This is a genomic window from Amycolatopsis sp. FBCC-B4732 (assembly GCF_023008405.1).
Taxonomy (GTDB): Bacteria; Actinomycetota; Actinomycetes; order Mycobacteriales; family Pseudonocardiaceae; genus Amycolatopsis; species Amycolatopsis pretoriensis_A.
This window is the reverse complement of the sequence record NZ_CP095376.1, coordinates 3,060,169-3,082,003: the sequence shown is the minus strand read 5'-3', so window position 1 is coordinate 3,082,003 and position 21,835 is coordinate 3,060,169. Positions and strand designations below refer to the sequence as shown.

The window sequence follows — 21,835 nt, the reverse complement described above, 5'->3', positions numbered from 1 at the left end:
CGCACCAGCCTAGTGGTCACAGGTTGACGGAAGGTGACGGGCTCGGGCCACCGCGTCGGCGGCGCGGCGGCCGACTTCGGACGCGAGGTCCGCCGGACTCTCGACCAGCACTTCCCCGCCCTGGCCGAGCACCAGGCGCACCATCCAGGACTGGTCGGCGTAGCGCATCCGGATCCGCAGCCGGCCGCCCGCGAGCTCGTCGAGCTCCTCGCACGGGTAGTACTCGGCTACCCAGCGTGCATCCGGGTCGAGGACCAGCACCGCCTCCCGCTGATCGGGACGCTGGCGGAAGACACCGTCGGAGATGTCGGTCGGGTGGGCGTGCGCGGGCGGCCGCGACGGCTCGCCGAGGACCGTGAGCTCGTCGATCCGGTCGAGCCGGAACAGCCGGACGCCCTCGGCGCGGCGGCACCAGGCTTCGAGGTAGCCGACCGCCTGGACGATCAGCAGCCGCATCGGGTCGACCGTGCGCTCGGTGATCTGGTCCTTCGACGCGGTGTAGTAGCGGATCCGCAGCGCCCGGCCGTCCTGCAGGGCCCGGGCGACCTGCTCGCGGGTCCGCGCGGTCTTCTCGCCCTCGCGCACTCCCCCGCCGACGACCACGCCGGCGGGCTGCGCCTGCCCCGCCGCGGCCTCGATCTTGGCGATGGAGCGGCGGACGGCGTCGCCGTCGACCACGCCCGGCGTTTCGGCCAGCGCCCGCAGCGCCACGAGCAGCGCGGTCGCCTCACCGCCGGTGAGCCGCAGCGGGCGGTTCATGCCGGCGTCGTGGGTGACGACGATCGTGTCGCCTTCGAAGGACAGGTCGATCAGGTCGCCGGGCCCGTAGCCGGGCAGCCCGCACATCCACAGCAGCTCGAGGTCCTTGCGCAGCTGCTTCGGCGTGACGTCGAAGTCGTGCGCCGCCTCGTCGATGCGGATGCCGGGGCGCGCCAGCAGGTACGGCACGAGCGCGAGCAGTCTCGGCATCCGGTCGGTGGACCCGCTCACAGCGCGCTCACCTGCCGGGCGACGACGGCTTCCAGCCGGTCCTGGACCGACTTCGCCAGCACGTCCGGTTCGAGGACGACGACGTCGGGTCCCTGCGCGCTGATCCAGTCGGCCGCCGACTCCGGGTAGAGCAGGCCGATCTCGACCAGGTCGCCTTCATCGCCGTCGACGGTCGCGCGCCCCACCACGGTGCCGCGGCGGCGGACGCCCGCGGCGCGGCCGTCGGCGACCCAGACCCGGGCGGTGGTGACCGGCGCGGGTTCGCTGCCGCCGGTGGCCGTGACGAGCTTGAGCAGGTTGACGCCCTCGGGGCGGCGCACCTCGCCGGGCTTGCCGACCGGGCGGACCTGGCCGGTGACGCGGGAGAGGCGGAAGCAGCGGGTGGCGCCGCGGTCGCGGTCGTGCCCGACGACGTACCAGCGGGCCCGCCACGACACCACGCCCCACGGCTCGAGCGTGCGCATGATGCGTTCGGGCGAGCCGCTGCGGCGGTATTCGAAGCGCACGGCCTGCCCGCTCTGGACCGCGGCCAGCAGCGGCCCGAACGCCGGTTCGGCACGCACCCGCGGTTCGACGACGGTGGGCGCCTGGTCGTCGACCTCCAGGCCGGCCGCGCGCAGCTTCACCAGCGCGCCCTGCGCCTGGCCGGTCAGCTCCGGCGAGTCCCACAGCCGCGACGCGAGCGCGACCGCGGCGGCTTCGTCGGGGGCGAGGTCGATCTCGCCGAGTTCGTAGTCGCGGCGGGCGATGCGGTAGCCCTCGATGGCGTCGAACGCGGAGTTGCGGCCGGTCTCCAGGGGGATGCCGAGTTCGCGGAGCTCGGTCTTGTCCCGCTCGAACATCCGGAAGTAGGCCTCGTCGCTCGCCGCGTCGCCGTAACCGGGCACGATGCCGCGGATCCGCTCGGCGGTCAGGTACTGCCGGGTGGACAGGAGGGCCAGCACGAGGTTGACCAGCCGTTCGGCGCGGGCGGTGGACACCCGGTAGAGCCTAGCCCGCGCCGCCCGGCCCGATCGTGAGGTCCGGTGTACGCGCGTCGTAATCGGTGCGCGCGGCGTCGACGGCGTCGAAGTTCGCCTCCGCCCAGTCCTTGAACCCGGCCACCAGCGCGCGCAGCGATTCCCCCAGTGGCGTAAGGGAATAGTCGACGCGGACGGGAACCGAAGGCGTCACCTCGCGGTGCACGAGACCGTCGCGTTCGAGCACCCGCAGGGTCTGGGTGAGCATCTTCTGGCTGACGCCGGCGATGCGCCGCGAAAGGTCGCTGTAGCGCTGCGGCCCGTCACCGAGCGCGACCAGGATCAGGCTGACCCACTTGCCGGCGATCTCGTCCAGCAGCTTCCGGGTCGGGCAGGCGGCGAGGTAGGCGTCGTAGGCGGCCTTTTCGGCGTGCCGCCGCTGTTCCGCCGTGCGCGTGGGCACCGGGCGAACCTCCTGGTACGGGGGGAACCTGCGAGTGCGTACTTCCCGTTGGAGAGTAGCTCCCCATACGGTCGCGGGGAAGGAGGTCCGATCGTGAGGGAGCAGAGGATGCGCGCGGTGGTGGTCCGGCGGTTCGGTGGCCCGGCGGTACTGGAGGTGGCTGAAGTCCCGGTGCCGGAGCCGGGTCCGGGGCAGGTGCGGATCCGGGTGGCGGCGGCCGCGGTCAACCCGGTCGACCTCGCGACGCGGGCCGGGATCCTGACCGCAGCGGGCGTGATCCCGCCGCGGGAGGTGCTCGGCCTGGGCTGGGACGTCGCGGGTGACGTCGACGCCGCCGGCCCGGGCGCGCGGTTCCGGCCCGGGGACACCGTGCTCGGCCTGCGCGACCGGATCGCGCTCCCGCTCGGCGCCTACGCCGACTACGTCGTTCTCGACGCCTCCGCCGTCGCTCTCGCGCCCCCTGGCGTCTCCCCCGTCGAAGCCGCCACCCTCCCGCTCAACGCGCTGACCGCGGCCCAGGCGCTCGACCTCGTCGAGAGCGCCGGGGCCGTGCTGGTCACCGGGGCGGCGGGCGCGGTCGGCGGGTACGCCGTCGCCCTCGCGCACGCCCGGGGGCGCCAGGTCGTCGCCGTCGCGGGCGAAGCCGACGAGGCCATCGTCCGGGGGTTCGGCGCCGACGAGTTCGTCCCGCGCGGCCGGGACCTCGGTGAACGCGTGCGAGCTCTGGTCCCCGGCGGGGTGGACGCCGTCCTCGACACCGCGCTCCTCGGGCTGGACGCGCTCGACGCCGTCCGGGGCGGCGGCGAGTTCGTCGCTTTCGCCGCCGGGGCCGCCCCGATCCCGCTGCGCGGCGTCCGCGTCCGCACCGTGTGGATCCGCGCCGACGGCGAACGGCTCGCCGGGCTGGCCACGACCCTCCGGCCACGGGTCGCCGGCGTCCTCCCGCTCGAGAAAGCCCCGGAAGCGCACGAACGGCTGGCCGCGGGCGGGGTGCGTGGCAGGCTCGTCCTGACTCCCTAGCCTGGACGGCATGGATGATCGCGTACTCCTCATCACCGGTGCCTCGCGCGGGCTCGGCGCCGCCACCGCGCGGCTGGCCGCCGAAGCCGGGTTCAAGGTCGCGCTCGTGGCGCGCAGGGCCGAGTCCGTCACGGCGCTCGCCGCCGAGCTGGGCGAAGACCGGGCCCTCGCGCTCGGCGCCGACGTCGGCGACTGGCCGAGCGTCTCCGGGGCCGTCACGCGGGCCGTCGAGCGGTTCGGGCGGCTCGACGCGGCCTTCGCCAACGCCGGGATCGGCGTCGGGACGTCGTTCTTCGGCGACGACGACCCCGATCCGCGGGCGTGGGAGGAGATGGTGCGCACCAACGTCCTCGGCGCCGCCTACACCGCCCGCGCGGTGCTGCCCGCGCTGAAGGGAACCGCCGGGCACCTGCTGATCACCGGCTCGGTCGCGGGCCGCTACATCCGCAACGCCAGCCTCTACTCGGCGACGAAGTGGGCGGTGACCGGGATGGCGGGCGCGATCCGTGAGGAGGCCGTCGGCACCGGCGTCCGGGTCACGCTGATCAACCCGGGCATCACCGACACCGACATCCTCACCGACGAGCAGCGCACGAAGCCGATGCTGGCGGCCGGGGACGTCGCCCGCGCGGTGCTGTACGCCCTCCAGCAGCCGCCCTCGGTCGACGTCAACGAGATCATGGTCCGCCCGACCGGCCAGGTGCTCTAGCGGCTCAGGCGGGCGACGCGGCCTTGGACACCACTGGCCCAGCAGGCCGCGCCGGCGCAGTCGACGCTGTCGAAGCTGCCGTCGTCGAACCGGGTCCAGTGCCGGCCGCCGTCGGGGCTGAGGTCGCTGCCACCGGGGCCGACCGCGAGCACGGTCCCGCCGCGCCAGGCCAGCCCGGAGCGGTACCCGGCGGGGTACTGCCCCGGGGTGGTCCAGGTGCGGCCGCGGTCGCGGGTCAGCGCGACGGCCGGGCCGGGCGCGTCCGGGCTCGCGAAGTCGCCGCCGATCGCGACCCCCTGTGACAGCGAGCGGAAGGCGAGGGCGAACACGCCCGCCGAGGGACTGCTCGGCAACGGCGTGCCGGAGGCGGTCCAGTGGCGGCCGCCGTCACCGGAGTGCAGGACGCGGGCGGTGGCACCGCCGCCGGTCGCGAGCCAGGCGTCGAACGGCCCCGAGGTGGTGATGCACTGACCGCTGGCCGCGAAGCCCGCCTCGCCGGGCAGGGCGGGCGGGAAGCCGCTGTCGGGGACCTGCCGCCAGCTGCGGCCGCCGTCGAAGGTGGCCTGCACGCGGAAGTGCCCGTCGACCGGGTCGCTCATCGCCAGGCCGCGCCACGGGTCGAAGAAGGCGAGGCAGTCGTAGAACGCGGCCGCGTCGGTGTTCTGGAACGCAAGGCGCCAGTGCGCACCGCCGTCGTCGGTCCGGTAGACGCGTGAATCGGTGCCGGGACCGATCGACAGCGTCACGGCGTGGTCGGCGTCGAAGGCCTCGATGTCGCGGAACTGGAGGGTCTCGGTGCCGGGCGGCCCGACGGACTTCCAGGTGGCCCCGCCGTCGGTGGTGCGCAGGACGGTCCCCTGGGTCCCGCTGACCCACGCGACGCGGGCGCTGACCGCGGAGAGGCCGCGGAACTGAGCGGTGACGCCGGTCGGTTTCAGCTCCCACTTCGGCGGGTGCTCCCCCGCCGAAGCCGGTGCCGCGACGGAGACCAGCAGGGCGAGCACGAGCAGCACGACACGCATGAGGCGATCCTGCCGCACCCGCCCGGCGACTTTCGTAGGGACACCGGGCGGGTGCGCCGGACTAGAGCGAGCTGATCAGGCGTTCCACGCGCTCGTCGACCGAGCGGAACGGGTCCTTGCACAGGACCGTGCGCTGGGCCTGGTCGTTCAGCTTCAGGTGCACCCAGTCGACCGTGAAGTCGCGGCCCGCGGCCTGGGCGGCGGCGATGAAGTCGCCGCGCAGCTTCGCGCGGGTCGTCTGGGGCGGGGTGTCCTTGGCGGCCTCGATCTCGCCGTCGTCGGTGACCCGGCGGACCAGGCCCTTGCGCTGCAGCAGGTCGAAGATGCCCCGGCCGCGGCGGATGTCATGGTAGGCGAGGTCGAGCTGCGCGATCCGCGGGCTGGACAGGTCGAGGTCGTGCTTGTGCCGGTAGCGCTCGACCAGCCGGTGCTTGATCGCCCAGTCGATCTCGGTGTCGATCTTGCCGAAGTCCTGCTGCTCGACCGCGTCGAGCGCCCTGCCCCACAGCTCGATCACGCGCTCGTTCGCCGGCGTCGTGCCGTTCTCCTTGAGGTGCTGGACGGCCCGGGCGTGGTATTCGCGCTGGATGTCCAGCGCCGACGCCTCGCGCCCGCCGGCGAGGCGCACCTGGCGGCGGCCGGTGAGGTCGTGGCTGATCTCGCGGATCGCCCGGATCGGGTTGTCCAGGGTGAAGTCGCGGAACTGGACGCCGGCCTCGATCATCTCGAGCACCAGGTTCGCCGAGCCGACCTTGAGCATGGTCGTCGGCTCGGCCATGTTCGAGTCGCCGACGATGACGTGCAGGCGCCGGTAGCGCTCGGCGTCGGCGTGCGGCTCGTCGCGGGTGTTGATGATCGGCCGCGAGCGGGTGGTCGCGCTCGAGACGCCCTCCCAGATGTGTTCCGCACGCTGGGAGAGGCAGTAGACCGCCCCGCGCGGCGTCTGGAGCACCTTCCCGGCGCCGCAGATGAGCTGCCGGGTCACCAGGAAGGGCAGGAGCACATCCGCGATCCGGGAGAACTCACCCGCGCGGGTCACCAGGTAGTTCTCGTGGCAGCCGTAGGAGTTGCCCGCGGAGTCGGTGTTGTTCTTGAACAGGAAGATGTCGCCGCCGATGCCCTCGTCGGCGAGCCGCCGTTCGGCGTCGACCAGCAGGTCCTCGAGGATGCGCTCCCCGGCCTTGTCGTGCGTGACCAGCTGGACGAGGTCGTCGCACTCGGCCGTCGCGTACTCGGGGTGCGACCCGACGTCCAGGTAGAGCCGTGAGCCGTTCGACAGGAAGACGTTCGATGAGCGTCCCCAGGACACGACCCGCCGGAAGAGGTAGCGCGCCACCTCGTCGGGCGAGAGCCTGCGCTGTCCGTGGAAGGTGCACGTGACCCCGAACTCGGTCTCGATGCCAAAGATCCGCCGCTGCATTCCACCAGAGTAGGCGCTGGACCCCCTTCGACGGTGCGCCGTTCGGGCGTCGACACGCCCCCGGTATGCCACAGACGGTGAAAACTCCCCGATTCAGGCACGATTGGAGCACTGCTCTTGACGTACCGGGGAAGGCGACTCCTTGACACACCAGCTCATCCAGGCCTTCCGGCGGGTCGGGCGCACCGACCGCGCCCTGATGCACCGCAGCGCCTCGCTACCGGCCACCAAGGCCGACGACGCGCTGATGGTGCTGTCCAGATCGGCGAACAAGTCCCGCCTGTGGTGGGGCGTCGCGGCGCTGCTGGCCGCGCGGAAGGGCCCCACCAGGCGGGCCGCGCTGCGCGGGGTCGTCGCGATCGCCGGTGCCAGCGCCGTCGCGAACCTCATCGGGAAGCCGTTGTTCCCGCGCCGCCGCCCCGCCGAGGAAGAAGTGCCCATGCACCGCCGCCTGCGGAAACGCCCGACCTCGTCGTCGTTCCCGTCCGGGCACTCGGCGTCCGCGGCCGCGTTCGCGACGGCGGTGGCGCTGGAGTCGCCGCGCGCCGGGCTCGCCGTGGCCCCGCTGGCGCTGGCCGTCGCCTACTCGCGGGTGCACACCGGGGTGCACTGGCCCTCCGACGTCGGCGTCGGCCTGGCCATCGGCACCGGGGTGGGCCTGGCCACCCGGCACTGGTGGCCGCTGCACGACGACGTCCCCGCGCGCACGGCCCACGACGCCGACGCGCCCGAGATGGTCGACGGCGACGACATGCTCGTGCTGGTCAACCCGAAGTCCGGGATCGACGGCCAGGACCCGACCGAGGACGCCCGGCACGCCTGGCCGAAGGCCGAGATCCTCTACCCGGACCCCGAGCAGGACCTGATCGCCCAGCTCGAGAGCGAGATCGACGCCCGCGGGACGGTCCGCGCGCTCGGTGTCGCGGGCGGCGACGGCACCGTCGCCGCGGTCGCCGCGGTCGCCGCCGAACGCGACCTGCCGCTCGCCCTGATCCCGGCGGGCACGCTCAACCACTTCGCCCGCGACGTCGGCGTCAGCTCCATGCCCGACGCGGACGCCGCGACCGAGCTCGGCAACGCCGTCGGCATCGACCTCGGCGAGGTGGAGATCGAGGAAAGCGACGGAGACACCGCGCATCGCTGGTTCGTCAACACCGCCAGCCTCGGCGGCTACCCGGAGATGGTGCGGCTGCGGGAGAAGCTCCAGGAGAAGCACCCCAAGTGGCCGTCGGCGGCGATCGCGCTGACCCGGACGCTGCGGCACGCCAAGCCGCTGACCGTCCGGCTCAACGGGAAGCTCACGCAGGTGTGGCTGCTCTTCGTCGGCAACGGGACGTACGCGCCGAAGGGGTTCGCCCCCAGCCGGCGGCCCGCGCTCGACACGGGCCTGCTGGACATCCGGTACCTGCGCGCCGACCTGCCGTACTCGCGCGCCCGGTTCCTGGCCGCGATGCTCACGCGCACGCTGGCCGCCAGCCACGTCTACCAGGAGCTCGACCTGCCCGAACTGGACGTCGAACTGCTCGACGGCCACCGCCGCGTCGCCACCGACGGCGAAGTCGGCCCGCTCGGCAACCGGTTCCGCTTCCGGTCCCGCCCGAGCGCGCTCACCATCTACCGGCTTTAACGGCGCTTTACCTTCTCTCAACGAACCCACAGGCACCGCTGGCTAGCTTCGTGATCGAGATGCGGGCGATCATGCCCGTGGCCAGGGGACGAGCGGGGACGAGATGGACGGGCACGGGGTGGCGCGCGCCTTTCACGGCGCCGCCACCGATCCGGTGCTGCCGGGCGACGTGACCGCCCGGGCCCGCGACCTGGGCCCGCTCGAGTCACCGTTCATCTGGCTGGCCCTCGCTTCGGCCGCCGTCGCCGTGCTCGCCGTGGTCGTCGCGCTCTGGTACCGCCGCCGGGTGCGGCGCTGGGGGTTCACCGCGTTCGGCGTGCTCCTGCTGCTCGCCGCGGTGACCGCGCTGAACAGCTACGTCGGGTACGTCCGCACGTCCGACGACCTCGCACGCCTGCTCCAGAGGGGCCCCGGGCCGGTGAACCTGGCCGGGCGCCTGCTCGACGACGGCAAGGAAGCCCCGTCGGCGCCGCGGCCCAGCACGGCGACCGGGACCGCGACCACGGGCGCCGGCCAGCGCGTCGACGTGCTGAACGTGCCCGACCCCGCGCACGGCGTCCCGTCGGGCAGCAACTACGTCGTCCTGCCGCCGGGCTACGACAAGGACACCGCCCGCCGCTACCCGGTCGTCTACCTCATCCACGGCTACCCGTTCGGCGGCCCCCGCGACTGGCTCACCTCCGGCGACGCGCCCGGGACGCTCCTGGCGCTGCAGCAGGCCGGCGTCATCGAACCGATGATCGTGGTCAGCGTCGACCTGACCGCCGGCGTCCCCAGCACCGACTGGGAGTGCCTCGACGTCCCGAACGGCCCCCAGCTGGAGACGTACCTGACGGCGACCGTGGTCCCGGCCGTCGACCACCACTACCGCACCCTCGCCGACCGCGGCCACCGCGCGCTGGGCGGCATGTCCGGCGGCGGCTTCGGCGCGCTGAACATCGGGCTGCACCACGTCGACGAGTTCGCGACCCTGGTGATCGCCCTGCCCTACGACGACCTCAACGACTCGGTCGGCATCCTGGCCGGCAACCAGGCCGTGATCGCCGCCAACACCCCGCGCCGCTACCTGCCGACCATGAAGTTCACCGCGCCGGTCTCGGTGATGCTGGCGGTCGGCACCGGCGCACCGACCGACGTGACGACGGCCCGCCGCATCGCGGACGCCCTGCGTGCGAGGGGCCAGGAGGCGGTGGTGCACGCCGAGCGCGGCTTCAACCACACCTGGCACACGGCGCGGGCGACGCTGCCGTACCTGCTGGCGTTCGCCGACCAGAACTTCCGGGCCTCCCCCGCGACGTCGTGAAAGCCGGTTGCGCCGCCCGGGACCCTGGAGCATGGACCTCGCGACGCACTACGCCACCGGACCCGACGAAGCCCGCCGCCTCACCCGCACCCCGCACGGCAGGCTCGAGTTCCTCCGCACCCGGGAGCTGATCCGCCGCTTCCTGCCCCCGCGCGCCCGGGTCCTCGACGCCGGGGGCGGCACCGGCGTCCACGCGGCCTGGCTGGCCGCCGACGGGCACGAGGTGCACCTGCTCGACCCGGTACCGGCCCACGCCGGCCAGGCACGCCGGCACCCCGGCGTCACCGCCGCGATCGCCGACGCCCGCGCGCTGCCCGTGGCGGGTTCCCGCTGCGACGCCGTGCTGCTCCTCGGTCCGCTGTACCACCTCGTCGAGCGGGCGGACCGCGCTCGGGCGCTCGCCGAAGCCCGCCGGGTGCTGCGCCCGGGCGGCCTCCTCGTGGCCGCGGGCATCAGCCGCTACCTGTCCCTGCTGGAGACCGCCACCACGGGCACCCTCACCCCGGACCGGGAGGAGCCGATCCGGGCGGTGATCACCACCGGCGCGTACGACGGCCACGCCGGGTTCGTCCCCACCCACTGGCACACCGCCACCGAACTCCACGGCGAAGTCTCGGACGCGGGGTTCACCGGCACGGCCGTCTTCGGCGTCGAAGGCCCCGCCTGGCCCGCGCTCGACGTCGCGGGCCTCGACCGCTTCGACGACCTGGCCGAGCCGGCCCTGCGCGCGGCCCGGATCGCCGAACGGGACCCGCACCTCGTCGACACGAGCGCCCACCTGCTCGCCTTCGCCCGCCGCTGAACGCGGAAGCGGGGCGCGGCCACCGGCCACGCCCCGCTTCCGTGCTTCTGAGTTACTCGCCTTCCGGCTTCGCCTCCGGCTCCTCGCCCGCCGGGTCCGGGACCGGGAGCAAGGCGTCCAGCGCTGTGCCGGTCAAGCGGCGGAACGCGCGGCGCGGGCGGTCGCGGTCCAGGACCGCCACCTCCAGCTTGATCGGGTCGGCTTCGCCGTTGCCGTTCGCCGCCGCCGCGGTCGACGAGCCGGACGAAGACGACGTCGTCGCCGTCGACGGCTGGGTCGGCGTGCGCAGCGCGGCCACCGCCACGCCGAGCGCCGCCTGCAGGTCCAGGCCGTCTTCGAAGGTTTCCTTCAGCTTCGCCGCGATCTTCTCGTTCTGCCCGCCCATGACCACGTACTGCGGCTCGTCGAAGATCGAGCCGTCGTAGGTCAGCCGGTACAGCTGGTCCTCCGCCGCGCTCGCGCCGACCTCCGCGACGCAGACCTCGACCTCGAACGGCTTCAGCTGCTCGGTGAAGATGCTGCCCAGCGTCGCCGCGTACGCGTTCGCCAGCGCCCGCGCGCTCACGTCGCGCCGGTCGTACTGGTAGCCCTTGAGGTCGGCGTGGCGGATGCCCGCCACACGCAGGTTCTCGAACTCGCTGTAGCGCCCGACCGCCGCGAACCCGATGCGGTCGTAGATCTCGGACACCTTGTGCAACGTCGCCGACGGGTTCTCCGCCACGAACAGCACGCCGCCCGCGTACTTCAGCACCACCACGCTCCGGCCGCGCGCGATGCCCTTGCGCGCCAGCTCGGAACGCTCCCGCATCAGCTGCTCGGGAGAGGCATACAACGGCATCGTCACGGTGTGCGCTCCAGGTCTTCCGGTGTTCCCATGTTCACTGTCGGCTCCGCGTCAGGCGAGCCGGCGCTGCTGGCGCTCGATCCGGCCGGCCACGACGGCCTCGGCGACCGCCGCGGTCTCCGACTCCGGCAGCTGCACGGCGCCGTGCTCCGCGGTGATCGTCACGACGCTCGGGAAGATGCGCCGCACGAGGTCCGGGCCGCCGGACGCGGTGTCGTCGTCCGCCGCGTCGTACAGCGCCTCGACCGCCACCCGGACCGCGCCTTCGACATCGGCGTCCGGGTCGTGCAGCTTCTTCAGCGCCGACTTCGCGAACAGCGAACCCGAGCCGATGCCCGCGTAGCCGCCGTTCTCCTCGTAGCGGCCGCCCGCGGCGTCGTACGAGACGATCCGGCCCGCGTGCTTGGCGTCCTCGGCCTCGAGGTCGTACCCCACGAACAGCGGGATCGCGGCCAGCCCGGCCATCGCCATCTCGAGGTTCGCCTTGACCATGCCGGCCAGCTTGTTCGTCTTGCCGTCCAGCGACAGCGAAACGCCCTCGATCTTTTCGTAGTGCGCCAGCTCGACCGCGTACAGCCGGACCATTTCCACGGCCAGCCCCGCCGTGCCCGCGATGCCGACCGCCGAGTACTCGTCGGTGACGTGCACCTTCTCGATGTCGCGGCTCGCGATCAGGTTCCCCGACGTCGCCCGCCGGTCACCCGCGATCAGCACGCCGCTCGCGAACGTGCAGGCCACGATCGTCGTCCCGTGCGGCACGCCCAGATCGGCCACACCACCCGTCACGCGCCGCTCCGGAAGCAGCTCCGGCGCCTGTACCCGCAAGAAGTCCGCAAACGACGACGTCGCCGACGAGAAGTACGCGGCAGGCAGCGCGGGACCCGAGATGCCCCTGGTGTTGTCCATACGTGCTCAAAAGTCCCATCTGTGCGGGCCGGAGCCCCGCGCGCGCCAACGGCCACGCGGAACCCCGGCCGCCGGCTGAACGGTCGGCAAGGGCGCAGTGCCCCGGTGCGGCTACTCGCCGCCCTTCTGCACGTAGGCCCGGACGAAGTCCTCGGCGTTCTCTTCGAGCACGTCGTCGATCTCGTCGAGGATCGTGTCGACGTCCTCGCCGAGCTTTTCGCGCCGCTCCTGACCCGCCGCGCCGGTGTCGTCGAACTCCTCGTCGGAGTCACCACCGCCGTGCTTTTCGATCTTTTCCTGGGCCATCTCGCCTCCCGGTGTGGCTGATGTTTCCTAGCCTACCCAGCGGCCCCGACATTCGGGGTCACGCCGCGATCGCTGGTGCGTCCCGCCTAGTCCGAACCGGTGAGCGCTTCGACCAGCTCCTCGGCGGTCGCCGCGTTGTCCAGCAACTTGCCGACGTGCGCCTTCGTCCCCCGCAACGGCTCCAGGGTCGGGATCCGCACCAGTGACTCCTTGCCCACGTCGAAGATGACCGAATCCCACGACGCGGCCGCGATCGACGCCGCGTACTTCTCCAGCGCCCGGCCCCGGAAGTACGCCCGGGTGTCCGACGGCGGGGTCGTGACCGCGGCGAGCACCTCCTCCTCGGAGACGAGCCGCTTCATCGAGCCGCGCGTCACCAGGCGGTTGTAGAGGCCCTTGGCCAGCCGCACGTCGGAGTACTGCAGGTCGACCAGGCGCAGCCGCGGCGCGCCCCAGGCCAGGCTGTCGCGCTGGCGGTAGCCCTCGAGCAGCCGCAGCTTCGCCGGCCAGTCCAGCCGGTCCGCGCACTCCTGCGGGTCGCGGGCCAGCGCGTCCAGCACCTCGCCCCAGACCCGCAGGACCTCCTTGGAGGCCTGGTCGGCGTCGATGCGCTCCAGGTTCTGCGAGGCGATCTCGTGGTAGGCGAACTGGAGGTCGAGGCCGGAGTACTTCTTGCCGTTCGCCAGCGCGACCTGGACCTTCAGTGTCGGGTCGTGGCTGATCTGGTGCACGGCCTTGACCGGCTCGTCGAGCTTCAGGTCGTCGAAGCGGATGCCCGACTCGATCAGGTCCAGCACCAGCGCCGTGGTGCCGACCTTCAGGTACGTCGAGTACTCCGACATGTTCGCGTCGCCGATGATGACGTGCAGCCGGCGGTACTTGTCCGCGTCCGCGTGCGGCTCGTCGCGCGTGTTGATGATCCCGCGCTTCAGCGTGGTCTCGAGGCCGACCTCGACCTCGATGTAGTCCGCACGCTGGGAGAGCTGGAACCCGGCCTCTTCACTCTGCTGGCCGATCCCGACCCGGCCCGAGCCGGTCACGACCTGCCGCGACGCGAAGAACGGCGTCAGCCCGGCGATCACCGCGGTGAACGGCGTCGACCGCGCCATCAGGTAGTTCTCGTGCGTGCCGTAGCTCGCGCCCTTGCCGTCGACGTTGTTCTTGTACAGCTGCAGCTGTGGCTGGCCGGGGACGGACGCCGCCTTCAGCGCGGCCTCCTCCATCACCCGTTCACCCGCCTTGTCCCAGATGACCGCGTCGCGCGCGTTCGTCACCTCGGGCGCCGAGTACTCCGGGTGCGCGTGGTCGACGTACAGCCGCGCCCCGTTGGTCAGGATGACGTTCGCCGCGCCCAGGTCCTCGACGTCCGGGTCGTGGCCCGGCCCGCCGGGGCCGGTCAGGTCGAACCCGCGCGCGTCCCGCAGCGGGCTCTCCACCTCGTAGTCCCACCGCGCCCGGCGGGCCCGCGGGATGTCGGCCGCGGCCGCGTAGGCCAGCACGACCTGGGTCGAGGTGAGTACCGGGTTCGCCGTCGCGTCGCCCGGCACGGAGATGCCGTACTCGACTTCGGTTCCCATGATCCGCCGCATGTCCCCACCCTACGGGGTCGGCCTAGTGGAACGATGCACCCATGCCAGGCAGTGACGAACTCGTTGCCCTCTATGACCAGGCGGGCTCGGTGGTCGGCGAGACCACCCGCGCCCGCGTCCGCGCCGAGGGCCTGTGGCACGCCGCCGGCGTCGTCCTGGTCCGTTCGGGTGACGGAAAAGCCGTTTACGTGCACCTCCGCACCCCGGGGAAGGACGTGTTCCCCTCCACTTGGGACTGCTGGGCCGGCGGCGTGGTCGCCGCGGGCGAGACGCCGGCCGAGTGCGCCCGCCGCGAGCTCGCCGAAGAGCTCGGCGTCCAAGGGGTGGAACCCGTTCCGCTGTTCACCAAGGTCTACGACGACGGCCGCAACCGCTGCCACAACTTCGCCTTCGAGGTCCGCTGGGACGGCCCGATCCACCACCAGGCCGAAGAGATCGTCGAAGGCCGCTGGATCCCGCTCGAAGAGCTGCGCGCCTGGATCGACGACCCGGCGCCGGCGCTGCCCTTCATCCCCGACGGCCGCGAAGGCGTCCAGGAGTGGTTCCGCCGCTACGGCTGAGCGGTGAGCTTCGCGGTCATGGCGGGCAGCAGGCGCTTGGCCGCGTCCACGGCCCGAGTCCCGGTGCTCGCCGAGACCGTCAGCTCGGACACGAGCGCTCCCTTGGCCAGCAACACCGTGCAGGTCTTGCCGTCGCTCCAGGCCTGCTGCCGCTCGACCCCGGGCTGGGCGGGAACGCCCACCAGCTTGCCAGGGGGGCACTCGTTGTCCGCGACAGCCTGGGCGGCCGAGGAGTCCGGGAACACCACGACGCGGTGGCTCAGCACCGACCCGCTGGGGTAGCGCCAGGTCGCCGTCCGGCTCCCCGCCGACGGCCCGTCCGCCAGACATCCCGCCACCTCGTTCGAGGCCGGTTGCACACCTTCCTCCGCGACGTCCGCGTCGGACAGCAGCGCGGGCTCCGCGAGCAGACCGGGATCGGCTTCGGGCGGCGTGACCGGGACGGCTTCCGCGGGGCTCACCGGCGTTTCGACGGTCGTGACCGGCGCGGACGTCGGCGCCGGATCGTCGTAGTACGTCTCGAGGTTGTTCGGATCGGGCCCTTCGCAGGCCGTCAGGCCCACCAGCGCGACGGCGGCCAACGCGACCACCTGACGATGACGCACCCGGCCTCCTGTCGTCGGTTTCGTGCCTGCGAAGGGTAGTGCAGCCGCTCAGTCCCACTGCAACGAGGACCGGTGTCGCCAGTACTCCTGCGGATCCTCGGCGAGGTCCGCGAGCGCGCCTCGCTCCTCGGCGCTCAGGGCAAGCGTGGTGGCCCGCAGGTTCGCCGCCAGCTGGGCCGGGCTCGCCGGGCCGATGACCGCGCGGTCCGCCCAGTCCTGGCCCAGCACCGCGGCCACGGCGACCGCGTCCGGCCCCGTGCCGTGCGCCGCGGCGATCTCCCGCACCACCGCCGGCGCCTCGACCGCGAGCCGGCCGTTGGCGAGGGTTTCCTTGACCAGGACCCGGTTTCCGGCCGCGCGCGCCGCTTCGAGGGCACGTCCGGCGGAGGGCTCCAGGAGGTTCCACGTCGACTGCACCGCCGAAAACACCGGCCGCCCGGCCACTTCCAGCGCGAACGCCCGCTCGATCGCGTCCGCCTGCCGCGGCCCGGACGTCGAGAACCCGACCGCCACGCCGTTCGCGGCGAGCTCCGCCAGCGCCGCCACCAAAGGTTCGTCGGTGAACAGTGGACTGTCCACAGTGAGCGAATGGACCTGGTAGAGCCCGACCCGCTCCCCCAGCAGCGCCAGGGTTTCCGCCCACTGCGCGGCGAACCGCGCCGCCGAGTGCTCCTTCACCTCGTGCACTTCGGCGTCGAGCCGCCACTGCCCGACGTAGGCGTAGCCCCACTTGCTCGAGATCTCGACGTCGGCGTGGCCGCGCTCGGTGAGCCAGCCGGCCAGGAACTCCTCCGAGCGCCCGTAGGACCGGGCGACGTCGACGTGCCGGACCCCGGCGGCGTAGGCGGCGTCGAGCACCTCGAACGTCGCCGCGCGCATCGATTCGACGTCCCGCGCCGGCGGCAGCGCCCCCTCGCGGCCCAGGTTGATGTACGCGGGCCTGCCGAGCGCCGCCAGGCCGAGCGCGATGCGGTTCACGCCGTGGCCTTGTGCCGGAGGATGGCCAGCCACTGCCCGGAGTTCTGCGCCTGGCGGTGGAGTTTTTCGAGCCGGGCGGCCGGGGCCCGGACGTAGCCCTTGCCGAAGACGGGAGCGATCTGGCGGAGGCTCGCGCCGCCCTCGCGCGCGGCCAGGAGCAGCCAGTCCGAGGCGTCCGCGCAGGCGGCCGACGCGCGCCGGAGCTCCCCGAGCAGGTCGATGAGCTCCTGGGCGCCCACCTCCCCCGCCTCGACGGCGGCGGCCGTCGTCTCGAGCCAGGCCAGGACGTCCGATTCGGTGATGGGCGCGCGCGGCCGCCCGGTTTCTTCGCTCACGGCCCGGAAGTATAGGTCGTTATACGCCGGTATGGTGGGAGGGAAGCCATGACGACACGCACCGAATCCGAGCCCGGCGTCGAGCACCTGCTCGACGTCTTCAAGGCGCTCGCCAACCCCGTGCGACTGCAGGTCCTGCAGTGGCTCCGGGAGCCGGAGCGGCACTTTCCGGTCGAGCGGGCGATCGCCGACCCGGTCGAGGTCGGTGTGTGCGTGAGCCACATCCAGGAGAAGCTGGGGCTCGCACAGTCGACTGTGTCGGCCTACATGGCCTCGCTCCAGCGCGCCGGGCTGGTCCGGGCGACGCGCGTCGGCAAGTGGACGCACTACAAGCGCGACGAGGCCCGGATCGCCGAATTCGTCGCCGCCCTCGGCCACTCCCTCTGACCTCTCCCCCGTCCGTTCGACGACTCCCGCCGGCACGTCGCATCGTAAATATGCGATACTTCGATTCATGGGTACTATCGAGGGCATGCGGCTCGGCCGCTACGGGATCTGGACGTTCGACTTCGAGGACCGGCCGGCGAGCCTGATCCGGGACTCCGTGCAGGAGCTCGAAGAACTCGGCTGGCCGGCGATCTGGGTCCCGGAACGGGACGGGCGCGAGGCCCTCACCCACGCCGGGTTCCTGCTGTCGGTCACCGAGCGGCTCACCGTGGTCAACGGGATCGCGCAGATCTGGTCGCGCGAGCCGCGCTGGACCCGGGCCGGCGCACAGCTGCTGGCCGAGGCCTACCCGGACCGCCACCTGCTCGGCCTCGGCTACGGCGCCGGCAAACCCGGTACCCGCCCGCTGCGGGCGATGAACGACTACCTCGACGCCATGGACGCCGTCCCCGCACCGGGAACGCGGCGCCTGCTGGCCGCGTACGGCCCGAAGATGCTGGAGCTGGCCCGCGACCGGTCGGCCGGCGCGCACACCTACCACGTGGCACCCGAGCACACGGCCCAGGCACGCGAAATCCTCGGCGAGGAACCGTTCCTCGGCGTCGAGCACGCCGTGCTGTTCGAGCCGGACGCGGCCAAGGCCCGCGAACTCGCCCGCGCGCACCTGCACCCGTATCTGACCTCGGAGTACAACGTCGCGAAGTTCCGGCGCCTCGGCTACTCCGAATCCGACATCGACGGCGGCCGCGGCAGCGACCGGCTCGTCGACGACCTCGTGTACTGGGGCGACCTGGAGCAGGTGATGGGCAAGCTGCGCGCGCACCTCGACGCCGGCGCCGACCACGTCGGCATCCAGGTGATCGGCCTCGAAGCGGGCACCACCGCGATGCCGCACTGGCGTCGGCTGGCCGAAGCACTGCTGCCCGCGGCGGTATAGGGCGTTATACACAATGGTGAGGTCCGAAAACCGCTGGCTTCGAAACCCGCTGCCCGGCTTGACTGCGCCCATGCGACTGGCGGGTTTCGGGGTCACGGTGCGGTTCGCGCTGCTGGCCGTGGTCTGGGGTGCGAGTTTCCTGTTCATCAAGGTGGGCCTCGGCGGCCTCTCCCCCGCCCAGGTGGCGCTCGCCCGCGTCGCACTGGGTGCGCTCGCGCTGGCCTTCGTGCTGGCCGTGCGCCGCCGCCCGCTGCCCCGCGACCCCGTGCTGTGGGGCCACCTCGCGGTCGTGTCGGTGCTGCTGTGCGTGGTGCCGTTCCTCCTGTTCTCGTGGGCGGAACAGTACATTTCGTCCGGTTTGGCCAGTATCTTCAACGCCACCACGCCGCTCATCACGATGCTGCTGGCGGCCGCGGCGCTGCCTGAAGAGCGGTTCACGCCCCCGAAGGTCGCCGGGTTGCTGCTCGGCTTCCTCGGGGTGCTCACGATCGTCGGCGTGTGGCACGGCGTCGACGTCTCGCACCAGCTGACCGCGCAGCTCGCCTGCCTCGGCGCGACGAGCTGCTACGGCGCTTGTTTCGTGTACATGCGCCGGTTCGTCTCACCACGCGGGACGGATCCGGTCGTCGTCGCGTTCGGGCAGACCGCCTCCGCGACCGTCCTCTTGGGGCTGCTCGCCCCGGCCATCGCCACCGCGCCGGTGCACCTGGACCTCGCGGTGGTGGCGAGCATGGTGGCGCTCGGCGTGTTCGGCACGGGTCTCGCCTACGTCTGGAACGTCCGCATCATCGCCGCCTGGGGCGCGGCCAACGCCTCGGCGGTCACGTACCTGACACCGGTCGTCGGGGTGCTGCTCGGCGTGCTCGTGCTGGGCGAACCGGTGAGCTGGAACCAGCCGGCCGGCGCCCTGCTCGTGGTGCTGGGCATCCTGGCCGCCCACGGACGGCTACGGGTGCGCCGCCCCGCCGAGCCGGAACTCGTCCGCCGCTAGACACGCCGATGGGGCGGTCGCCGAAGCGGCCGCCCCATCGAGCGCTCGAACCTACAGGTACTGACCGGTGTTCGTGGCGGTGTCGATCGCCCGCCCCGAATCCTGGTTCTTGCCGGTGACGAGCGTGCGGATGTAGACGATCCGCTCGCCCTTCTTGCCGGAGATCCGGGCCCAGTCGTCCGGGTTGGTGGTGTTGGGCAGGTCCTCGTTCTCCGCGAACTCGTCGACGATCGCGTCGAGCAGGTGCTGCACGCGCAGACCCGGCTGCTGGGTCTCCAGCACCGACTTGATCGCCGACTTCTTCGCCCGGTCCACGATGTTCTGGATCATCGCGCCCGAGTTGAAGTCGCGGAAGTACAGGACTTCCTTGTCCCCGTTGGCGTAGGTCACCTCGAGGAACCGGTTCTCGTCGCTCTCCTCGTACATCCGCTCGACGGTGTGCTGGATCATCGCGTCGAACGTCGCCTTCGGGTCCCCGCCGAACTCGGCGAGGTCGTCGGCGTGGATCGGCAGGCCTTCGGCCAGGTACTTGGAGAAGATGTCCTTCGCGCCTTCGGCGTCCGGACGCTCGATCTTGATCTTGACGTCGAGCCGGCCCGGCCGCAGGATCGCCGGGTCGATCATGTCTTCGCGGTTGGAGGCGCCGATGACGATGACGTTCTCCAGGCCTTCGACACCGTCGATCTCCGACAGCAGCTGCGGCACGATCGTGGTCTCGACGTCGGACGACACGCCCGACCCACGGGTCCGGAAGATCGAGTCCATCTCGTCGAAGAACACGATCACCGGGGTGCCCTCGGAGGCCTTTTCCCGCGCCCGCTGGAAGATCAGGCGGATGTGCCGCTCGGTCTCCCCGACGAACTTGTTGAGCAGCTCGGGACCCTTGATGTTCAGGAAGTAGGACTTCCCGTCCTCGTTGTCGCCCCGCGCCGCCGCCACCTTCTTGGCCAGCGAGTTCGCCACGGCCTTGGCGATGAGCGTCTTGCCGCAGCCCGGCGGGCCGTAGAGCAGGACACCCTTCGGGGGCCGCAGCTGGTACTCCTGGTAAAGGTCCGCGTGCAGGAACGGCAGTTCCACCGCGTCCCGGATCTGCTCGATCTGCCGGGTGAGGCCACCGATGTCCTCGTAGCGGACGTCCGGCACCTCCTCCAGCACCAGGTCCTCGACCTCCGCCTTCGGCACGCGCTCGTACGCGTAACCGGCCTTGGAGTCGACCAGGAGCGAGTCGCCCGGCTTGAGCGGCTGCTCCGCCAGCAGATCGGAGAGCAGGACCACCCGCTCCTCGTCCGCGTGCCCGACCACCAGCGCGCGAAGGCTGCCGCCCTCGACGTCCGGCGCGAGCACCTCGCGCAACGCGCACACCTCGCCGGTGCGCTCGAAACCGCCGCCTTCGACGACGGTGAGGGCCTCGTTGAGCCGCAGCGCCTGACCGCGGCGCAACGACGAGATCTCGACCGCGGGCGAAACCGACACCCGCATCTTCCGGCCCGCGGTGAAGACGTCCACCGTGTTGTCCTCGTACGCCTCGACGAAGACGCCGTACCCGGACGGTGGCTGGGCCAGCCGGTCGACCTCTTCACGGAGAGCGAGGAGCTGTCCTCGCGCTTCGCGCAGCGTCTCGACCAGTTTGGTGTTGCGCTCGGTGAGCTGGCTCACCCGTTCCGAGGCCTCGGCGAGTCGTTGTTCGAGAACTCGGTTCTGCCGTGGCGAGTCCGTCAGTTTGCGGCGCAGCAGCGCCACTTCTTCCTCGAGAAAACGGATCTGCCGAGCCTGCTCGTCCGCCGTCGTCCCAGCTCCGGATGTTGCTGAAGGGTCGGCCTCCTCGCGCCGACCTCCGGGAAGGTCATGATGCATCGGGCACCTCCTCGGAGTGCTTTTCATTCCACGGTACCGGCGATCACCGACAAGAAAAGGCCTTTCCGGATCACAAGATCGGCGCGTCGCGGTTCGCCGGCCTTCCCCAGCACGGACATTCCCGCAGCGCAAGCGGCCATTTCGGTGCCGTGGCACGGGTGTGTCGCGGGTCTTTCCGGGCCGGGGTGAAGCAAGCACGCAGGGAGTACCCCGTCCCCGCGGTGCCCAACCGGCGGGACACCGGGCATTTCCGGCCAGTTCCGCCCTAACCGCGCGGCGGACGGGCCCGGTGGCTAGCATCGGGCCGACGTCGGCACCGTCTGCCGGGTCTTCGAAGGACGCTAGGGGGCACCACTCATGACCTACCCGCCGCAGCAGCCGGGCGGCTACGGCCAGCAGCCCGGGGGCTACGGGCAGCAGCCCGGGCCCTACGGCCAGCCCCAGCAGGGCGGCTACCCCCAGAGCGGACCGCAGCAGCAGCCGGGCTACGGCGGCACCCAGCAGTTCGGCCAGCCCGATCCGTACGGCCAGCCCCAGCAGGGCGGTTACCCGCCCCAGACGGGCCCTCAGCCCCAGCAGGGCTACCCGCAGTACGGCCAGCAGGACCAGTGGGGCCAGCTCCAGCAGCAGGGTTTCGGCGGCTACGACCAGTACGGGGGCGGCGGCTTCGGCGACGCGCCCCCACCCAAGAAGAAGAAAACCGGGCTCATCGTCGGCATCGCGGTCGGCGCGGTCGTCCTGGTCGGCGGCGGCGTGACCGCGATCGTCCTGGCCACGAAGGGTGACGACACCACCACCGCCGCCCCGCCGGCCAGCAGCAGCTCGGCCGCCCCGACGTCGGCGCCCAAGACGTCCGCCTCGAAGCCCAAGGCCACCTCGCCGACCCGGCCGTCGACCAGCAGCAGCAAGCCCGCGGGCGGCCCGGCCCCCGCCGGCCAGGCCAGCTCGAAGGAGCTGTTCGACACGACGATCACGGCCTACAACGCCAGCGACGAGAAGGCGCTCGGCGACGTCATCTGCCGCAGCGTCTACGAGGGCACCACCGGTGACATCCCGAAGGTCACGGTCAAGCTGACCGGCGAGCCGCAGGAGACCGGCGACAAGGCCACCGTGCGCTACTCCGCCACCGACGGCAGCAAGACCAAGGTCGGCACCATGTCGGCGCAGAAGGAATCCGGCCTGTGGTGCCTGTCCAACGTGAAGGCGGACGGCTCGTGAGCCGCCGTCG

At 72.2% G+C, this 21,835-nt stretch carries 23 protein-coding genes; 10 read left to right on the top strand and 13 right to left on the bottom strand.

The genetic code is table 11. The annotated features are described in order from the left end of the window. Positions 1-9: 9 nt before the first annotated feature. From MUY14_RS13200 to MUY14_RS13190, 3 genes are read right to left on the bottom strand one after another with little or no spacing between them, the layout of a single operon-like run. A complete protein-coding gene (locus tag MUY14_RS13200; RefSeq protein ID WP_247023274.1) occupies positions 10-990 on the bottom strand; it encodes a YafY family protein in 981 nt (326 codons plus the stop codon). Next, positions 987-1,970, bottom strand: coding sequence for a YafY family protein (locus tag MUY14_RS13195; protein ID WP_247023273.1), 984 nt, complete (start codon positions 1,968-1,970; stop codon positions 987-989). Before MUY14_RS13195 ends, MUY14_RS13200 begins: the two co-directional genes overlap by 4 nt. Before the next feature lie 10 nt (positions 1,971-1,980). After that, the gene (locus MUY14_RS13190) at positions 1,981-2,412 is read right to left on the bottom strand and encodes a helix-turn-helix domain-containing protein (protein ID WP_247023272.1); all 432 of its coding nucleotides are present in this window, start codon (positions 2,410-2,412) and stop codon (positions 1,981-1,983) included. A gap of 108 nt (positions 2,413-2,520) precedes the next feature. Between MUY14_RS13190 and MUY14_RS13185 the strand changes: the two genes are divergently transcribed. Together MUY14_RS13185 and MUY14_RS13180 are read left to right on the top strand one after the other, a co-directional pair. After that, positions 2,521-3,432, top strand: a complete 912-nt coding sequence (locus tag MUY14_RS13185) for an NADP-dependent oxidoreductase (protein WP_247025123.1) — start codon at positions 2,521-2,523, stop codon at positions 3,430-3,432. A gap of 10 nt (positions 3,433-3,442) precedes the next feature. Then, complete coding sequence (locus MUY14_RS13180) at positions 3,443-4,141, top strand: SDR family oxidoreductase (protein WP_247023271.1); 699 nt, start codon at positions 3,443-3,445, stop codon at positions 4,139-4,141. On the opposite strand, the gene MUY14_RS13175 is transcribed toward MUY14_RS13180, so the two are convergent. Next, complete coding sequence (locus tag MUY14_RS13175; RefSeq protein WP_247023270.1) at positions 4,138-5,163, bottom strand: oxidoreductase; 1,026 nt, start codon at positions 5,161-5,163, stop codon at positions 4,138-4,140. The genes MUY14_RS13180 and MUY14_RS13175 overlap by 4 nt on opposite strands. A 61-nt stretch (positions 5,164-5,224) precedes the next feature. Then, the gene (pafA, locus tag MUY14_RS13170; protein ID WP_247023269.1) at positions 5,225-6,583 is read right to left on the bottom strand and encodes a Pup--protein ligase; all 1,359 of its coding nucleotides are present in this window, start codon (positions 6,581-6,583) and stop codon (positions 5,225-5,227) included. A gap of 199 nt (positions 6,584-6,782) precedes the next feature. On the opposite strand from pafA, the gene MUY14_RS13165 reads away from it, so the two are divergent. From MUY14_RS13165 to MUY14_RS13155, 3 genes are all read left to right on the top strand, one after another. Continuing rightward, complete coding sequence (locus MUY14_RS13165) at positions 6,783-8,210, top strand: bifunctional phosphatase PAP2/diacylglycerol kinase family protein (protein ID WP_396126848.1); 1,428 nt, start codon at positions 6,783-6,785, stop codon at positions 8,208-8,210. 103 nt (positions 8,211-8,313) lie between these two features. Beyond that, positions 8,314-9,513: an esterase family protein gene (locus MUY14_RS13160; protein WP_247023267.1), complete on the top strand. Its 1,200-nt coding sequence runs from the start codon at positions 8,314-8,316 to the stop codon at positions 9,511-9,513. A 31-nt stretch (positions 9,514-9,544) separates the two neighbouring features. After that, positions 9,545-10,315 (top strand): bifunctional 2-polyprenyl-6-hydroxyphenol methylase/3-demethylubiquinol 3-O-methyltransferase UbiG, encoded by a 771-nt coding sequence (locus MUY14_RS13155; RefSeq protein WP_247023266.1) that lies wholly within the window; start codon positions 9,545-9,547, stop codon positions 10,313-10,315. A 52-nt stretch (positions 10,316-10,367) separates the two neighbouring features. On the opposite strand, the gene prcA is transcribed toward MUY14_RS13155, so the two are convergent. The 4 genes from prcA to dop all read right to left on the bottom strand — a co-directional run bounded on the left by prcA (position 10,368) and on the right by dop (position 13,960). Continuing rightward, positions 10,368-11,159, bottom strand: coding sequence for a proteasome subunit alpha (gene prcA, locus MUY14_RS13150; RefSeq protein WP_247023265.1), 792 nt, complete (start codon positions 11,157-11,159; stop codon positions 10,368-10,370). 51 nt (positions 11,160-11,210) lie between these two features. Further along, on the bottom strand, positions 11,211-12,065 hold the full coding sequence (gene prcB, locus MUY14_RS13145) for a proteasome subunit beta (RefSeq protein ID WP_247023264.1): 855 nt from the start codon (positions 12,063-12,065) through the stop codon (positions 11,211-11,213). Positions 12,066-12,176: 111 nt separating this feature from the next. Continuing rightward, positions 12,177-12,371: a ubiquitin-like protein Pup gene (locus tag MUY14_RS13140; RefSeq protein WP_013226725.1), complete on the bottom strand. Its 195-nt coding sequence runs from the start codon at positions 12,369-12,371 to the stop codon at positions 12,177-12,179. 86 nt (positions 12,372-12,457) lie between these two features. Further along, positions 12,458-13,960, bottom strand: a complete 1,503-nt coding sequence (gene dop, locus MUY14_RS13135; RefSeq protein ID WP_247023263.1) for a depupylase/deamidase Dop — start codon at positions 13,958-13,960, stop codon at positions 12,458-12,460. 41 nt (positions 13,961-14,001) lie between these two features. Between dop and MUY14_RS13130 the strand changes: the two genes are divergently transcribed. Further along, positions 14,002-14,520, top strand: a complete 519-nt coding sequence (locus MUY14_RS13130; protein ID WP_247023262.1) for an NUDIX domain-containing protein — start codon at positions 14,002-14,004, stop codon at positions 14,518-14,520. Here the strand turns inward: MUY14_RS13130 and MUY14_RS13125 are convergent. The 3 genes from MUY14_RS13125 to MUY14_RS13115 all read right to left on the bottom strand — a co-directional run bounded on the left by MUY14_RS13125 (position 14,511) and on the right by MUY14_RS13115 (position 16,438). Beyond that, complete coding sequence (locus tag MUY14_RS13125; protein ID WP_396126847.1) at positions 14,511-15,110, bottom strand: hypothetical protein; 600 nt, start codon at positions 15,108-15,110, stop codon at positions 14,511-14,513. The two genes, MUY14_RS13130 and MUY14_RS13125, sit on opposite strands and share 10 nt — an antisense overlap. A gap of 63 nt (positions 15,111-15,173) precedes the next feature. Continuing rightward, the gene (locus MUY14_RS13120; protein ID WP_247023260.1) at positions 15,174-16,103 is read right to left on the bottom strand and encodes an aldo/keto reductase; all 930 of its coding nucleotides are present in this window, start codon (positions 16,101-16,103) and stop codon (positions 15,174-15,176) included. Next, the gene (locus MUY14_RS13115) at positions 16,100-16,438 is read right to left on the bottom strand and encodes a hypothetical protein (protein WP_247023259.1); all 339 of its coding nucleotides are present in this window, start codon (positions 16,436-16,438) and stop codon (positions 16,100-16,102) included. The genes MUY14_RS13120 and MUY14_RS13115 overlap by 4 nt, the downstream gene beginning before the upstream one ends. A 48-nt stretch (positions 16,439-16,486) precedes the next feature. Here MUY14_RS13115 and MUY14_RS13110 point away from each other — a divergent pair, with 48 nt between their 5' ends. The 3 genes from MUY14_RS13110 to MUY14_RS13100 all read left to right on the top strand — a co-directional run bounded on the left by MUY14_RS13110 (position 16,487) and on the right by MUY14_RS13100 (position 18,753). Continuing rightward, the gene (locus MUY14_RS13110) at positions 16,487-16,825 is read left to right on the top strand and encodes a helix-turn-helix transcriptional regulator (protein ID WP_247023258.1); all 339 of its coding nucleotides are present in this window, start codon (positions 16,487-16,489) and stop codon (positions 16,823-16,825) included. Positions 16,826-16,892: 67 nt separating this feature from the next. Beyond that, complete coding sequence (locus MUY14_RS13105; RefSeq protein WP_396126796.1) at positions 16,893-17,762, top strand: TIGR03620 family F420-dependent LLM class oxidoreductase; 870 nt, start codon at positions 16,893-16,895, stop codon at positions 17,760-17,762. 70 nt (positions 17,763-17,832) lie between these two features. Continuing rightward, positions 17,833-18,753, top strand: coding sequence for a DMT family transporter (locus tag MUY14_RS13100; RefSeq protein ID WP_247023257.1), 921 nt, complete (start codon positions 17,833-17,835; stop codon positions 18,751-18,753). A gap of 51 nt (positions 18,754-18,804) precedes the next feature. On the opposite strand, the gene arc is transcribed toward MUY14_RS13100, so the two are convergent. Beyond that, a complete protein-coding gene (gene arc, locus MUY14_RS13095) occupies positions 18,805-20,607 on the bottom strand; it encodes a proteasome ATPase (protein WP_247023256.1) in 1,803 nt (600 codons plus the stop codon). Between the two features lie 357 nt (positions 20,608-20,964). Between arc and MUY14_RS13090 the strand changes: the two genes are divergently transcribed. Next, positions 20,965-21,825 (top strand): hypothetical protein, encoded by an 861-nt coding sequence (locus MUY14_RS13090; RefSeq protein ID WP_247023255.1) that lies wholly within the window; start codon positions 20,965-20,967, stop codon positions 21,823-21,825. Positions 21,826-21,835: the final 10 nt, after the last annotated feature.

Coding starts and splice junctions, on each gene's coding strand:
- MUY14_RS13105 (WP_396126796.1), top strand. CDS start 16,893: ATGGGTACTATCGAGGGCATGCGGCTCGGCCGCTACGGGATCTGGACG.
- MUY14_RS13165 (WP_396126848.1), top strand. CDS start 6,783: ATGCACCGCAGCGCCTCGCTACCGGCCACCAAGGCCGACGACGCGCTG.
- MUY14_RS13090 (WP_247023255.1), top strand. CDS start 20,965: ATGACCTACCCGCCGCAGCAGCCGGGCGGCTACGGCCAGCAGCCCGGG.
- MUY14_RS13110 (WP_247023258.1), top strand. CDS start 16,487: ATGACGACACGCACCGAATCCGAGCCCGGCGTCGAGCACCTGCTCGAC.
- MUY14_RS13100 (WP_247023257.1), top strand. CDS start 17,833: ATGCGACTGGCGGGTTTCGGGGTCACGGTGCGGTTCGCGCTGCTGGCC.
- MUY14_RS13130 (WP_247023262.1), top strand. CDS start 14,002: ATGCCAGGCAGTGACGAACTCGTTGCCCTCTATGACCAGGCGGGCTCG.
- MUY14_RS13185 (WP_247025123.1), top strand. CDS start 2,521: ATGCGCGCGGTGGTGGTCCGGCGGTTCGGTGGCCCGGCGGTACTGGAG.
- prcB (WP_247023264.1), bottom strand. CDS start 12,065: ATGGACAACACCAGGGGCATCTCGGGTCCCGCGCTGCCTGCCGCGTAC.
- MUY14_RS13175 (WP_247023270.1), bottom strand. CDS start 5,163: ATGCGTGTCGTGCTGCTCGTGCTCGCCCTGCTGGTCTCCGTCGCGGCA.
- MUY14_RS13140 (WP_013226725.1), bottom strand. CDS start 12,371: ATGGCCCAGGAAAAGATCGAAAAGCACGGCGGTGGTGACTCCGACGAG.
- MUY14_RS13155 (WP_247023266.1), top strand. CDS start 9,545: ATGGACCTCGCGACGCACTACGCCACCGGACCCGACGAAGCCCGCCGC.
- pafA (WP_247023269.1), bottom strand. CDS start 6,583: ATGCAGCGGCGGATCTTTGGCATCGAGACCGAGTTCGGGGTCACGTGC.
- MUY14_RS13160 (WP_247023267.1), top strand. CDS start 8,314: ATGGACGGGCACGGGGTGGCGCGCGCCTTTCACGGCGCCGCCACCGAT.
- MUY14_RS13180 (WP_247023271.1), top strand. CDS start 3,443: ATGGATGATCGCGTACTCCTCATCACCGGTGCCTCGCGCGGGCTCGGC.
- arc (WP_247023256.1), bottom strand. CDS start 20,607: ATGCATCATGACCTTCCCGGAGGTCGGCGCGAGGAGGCCGACCCTTCA.
- dop (WP_247023263.1), bottom strand. CDS start 13,960: ATGCGGCGGATCATGGGAACCGAAGTCGAGTACGGCATCTCCGTGCCG.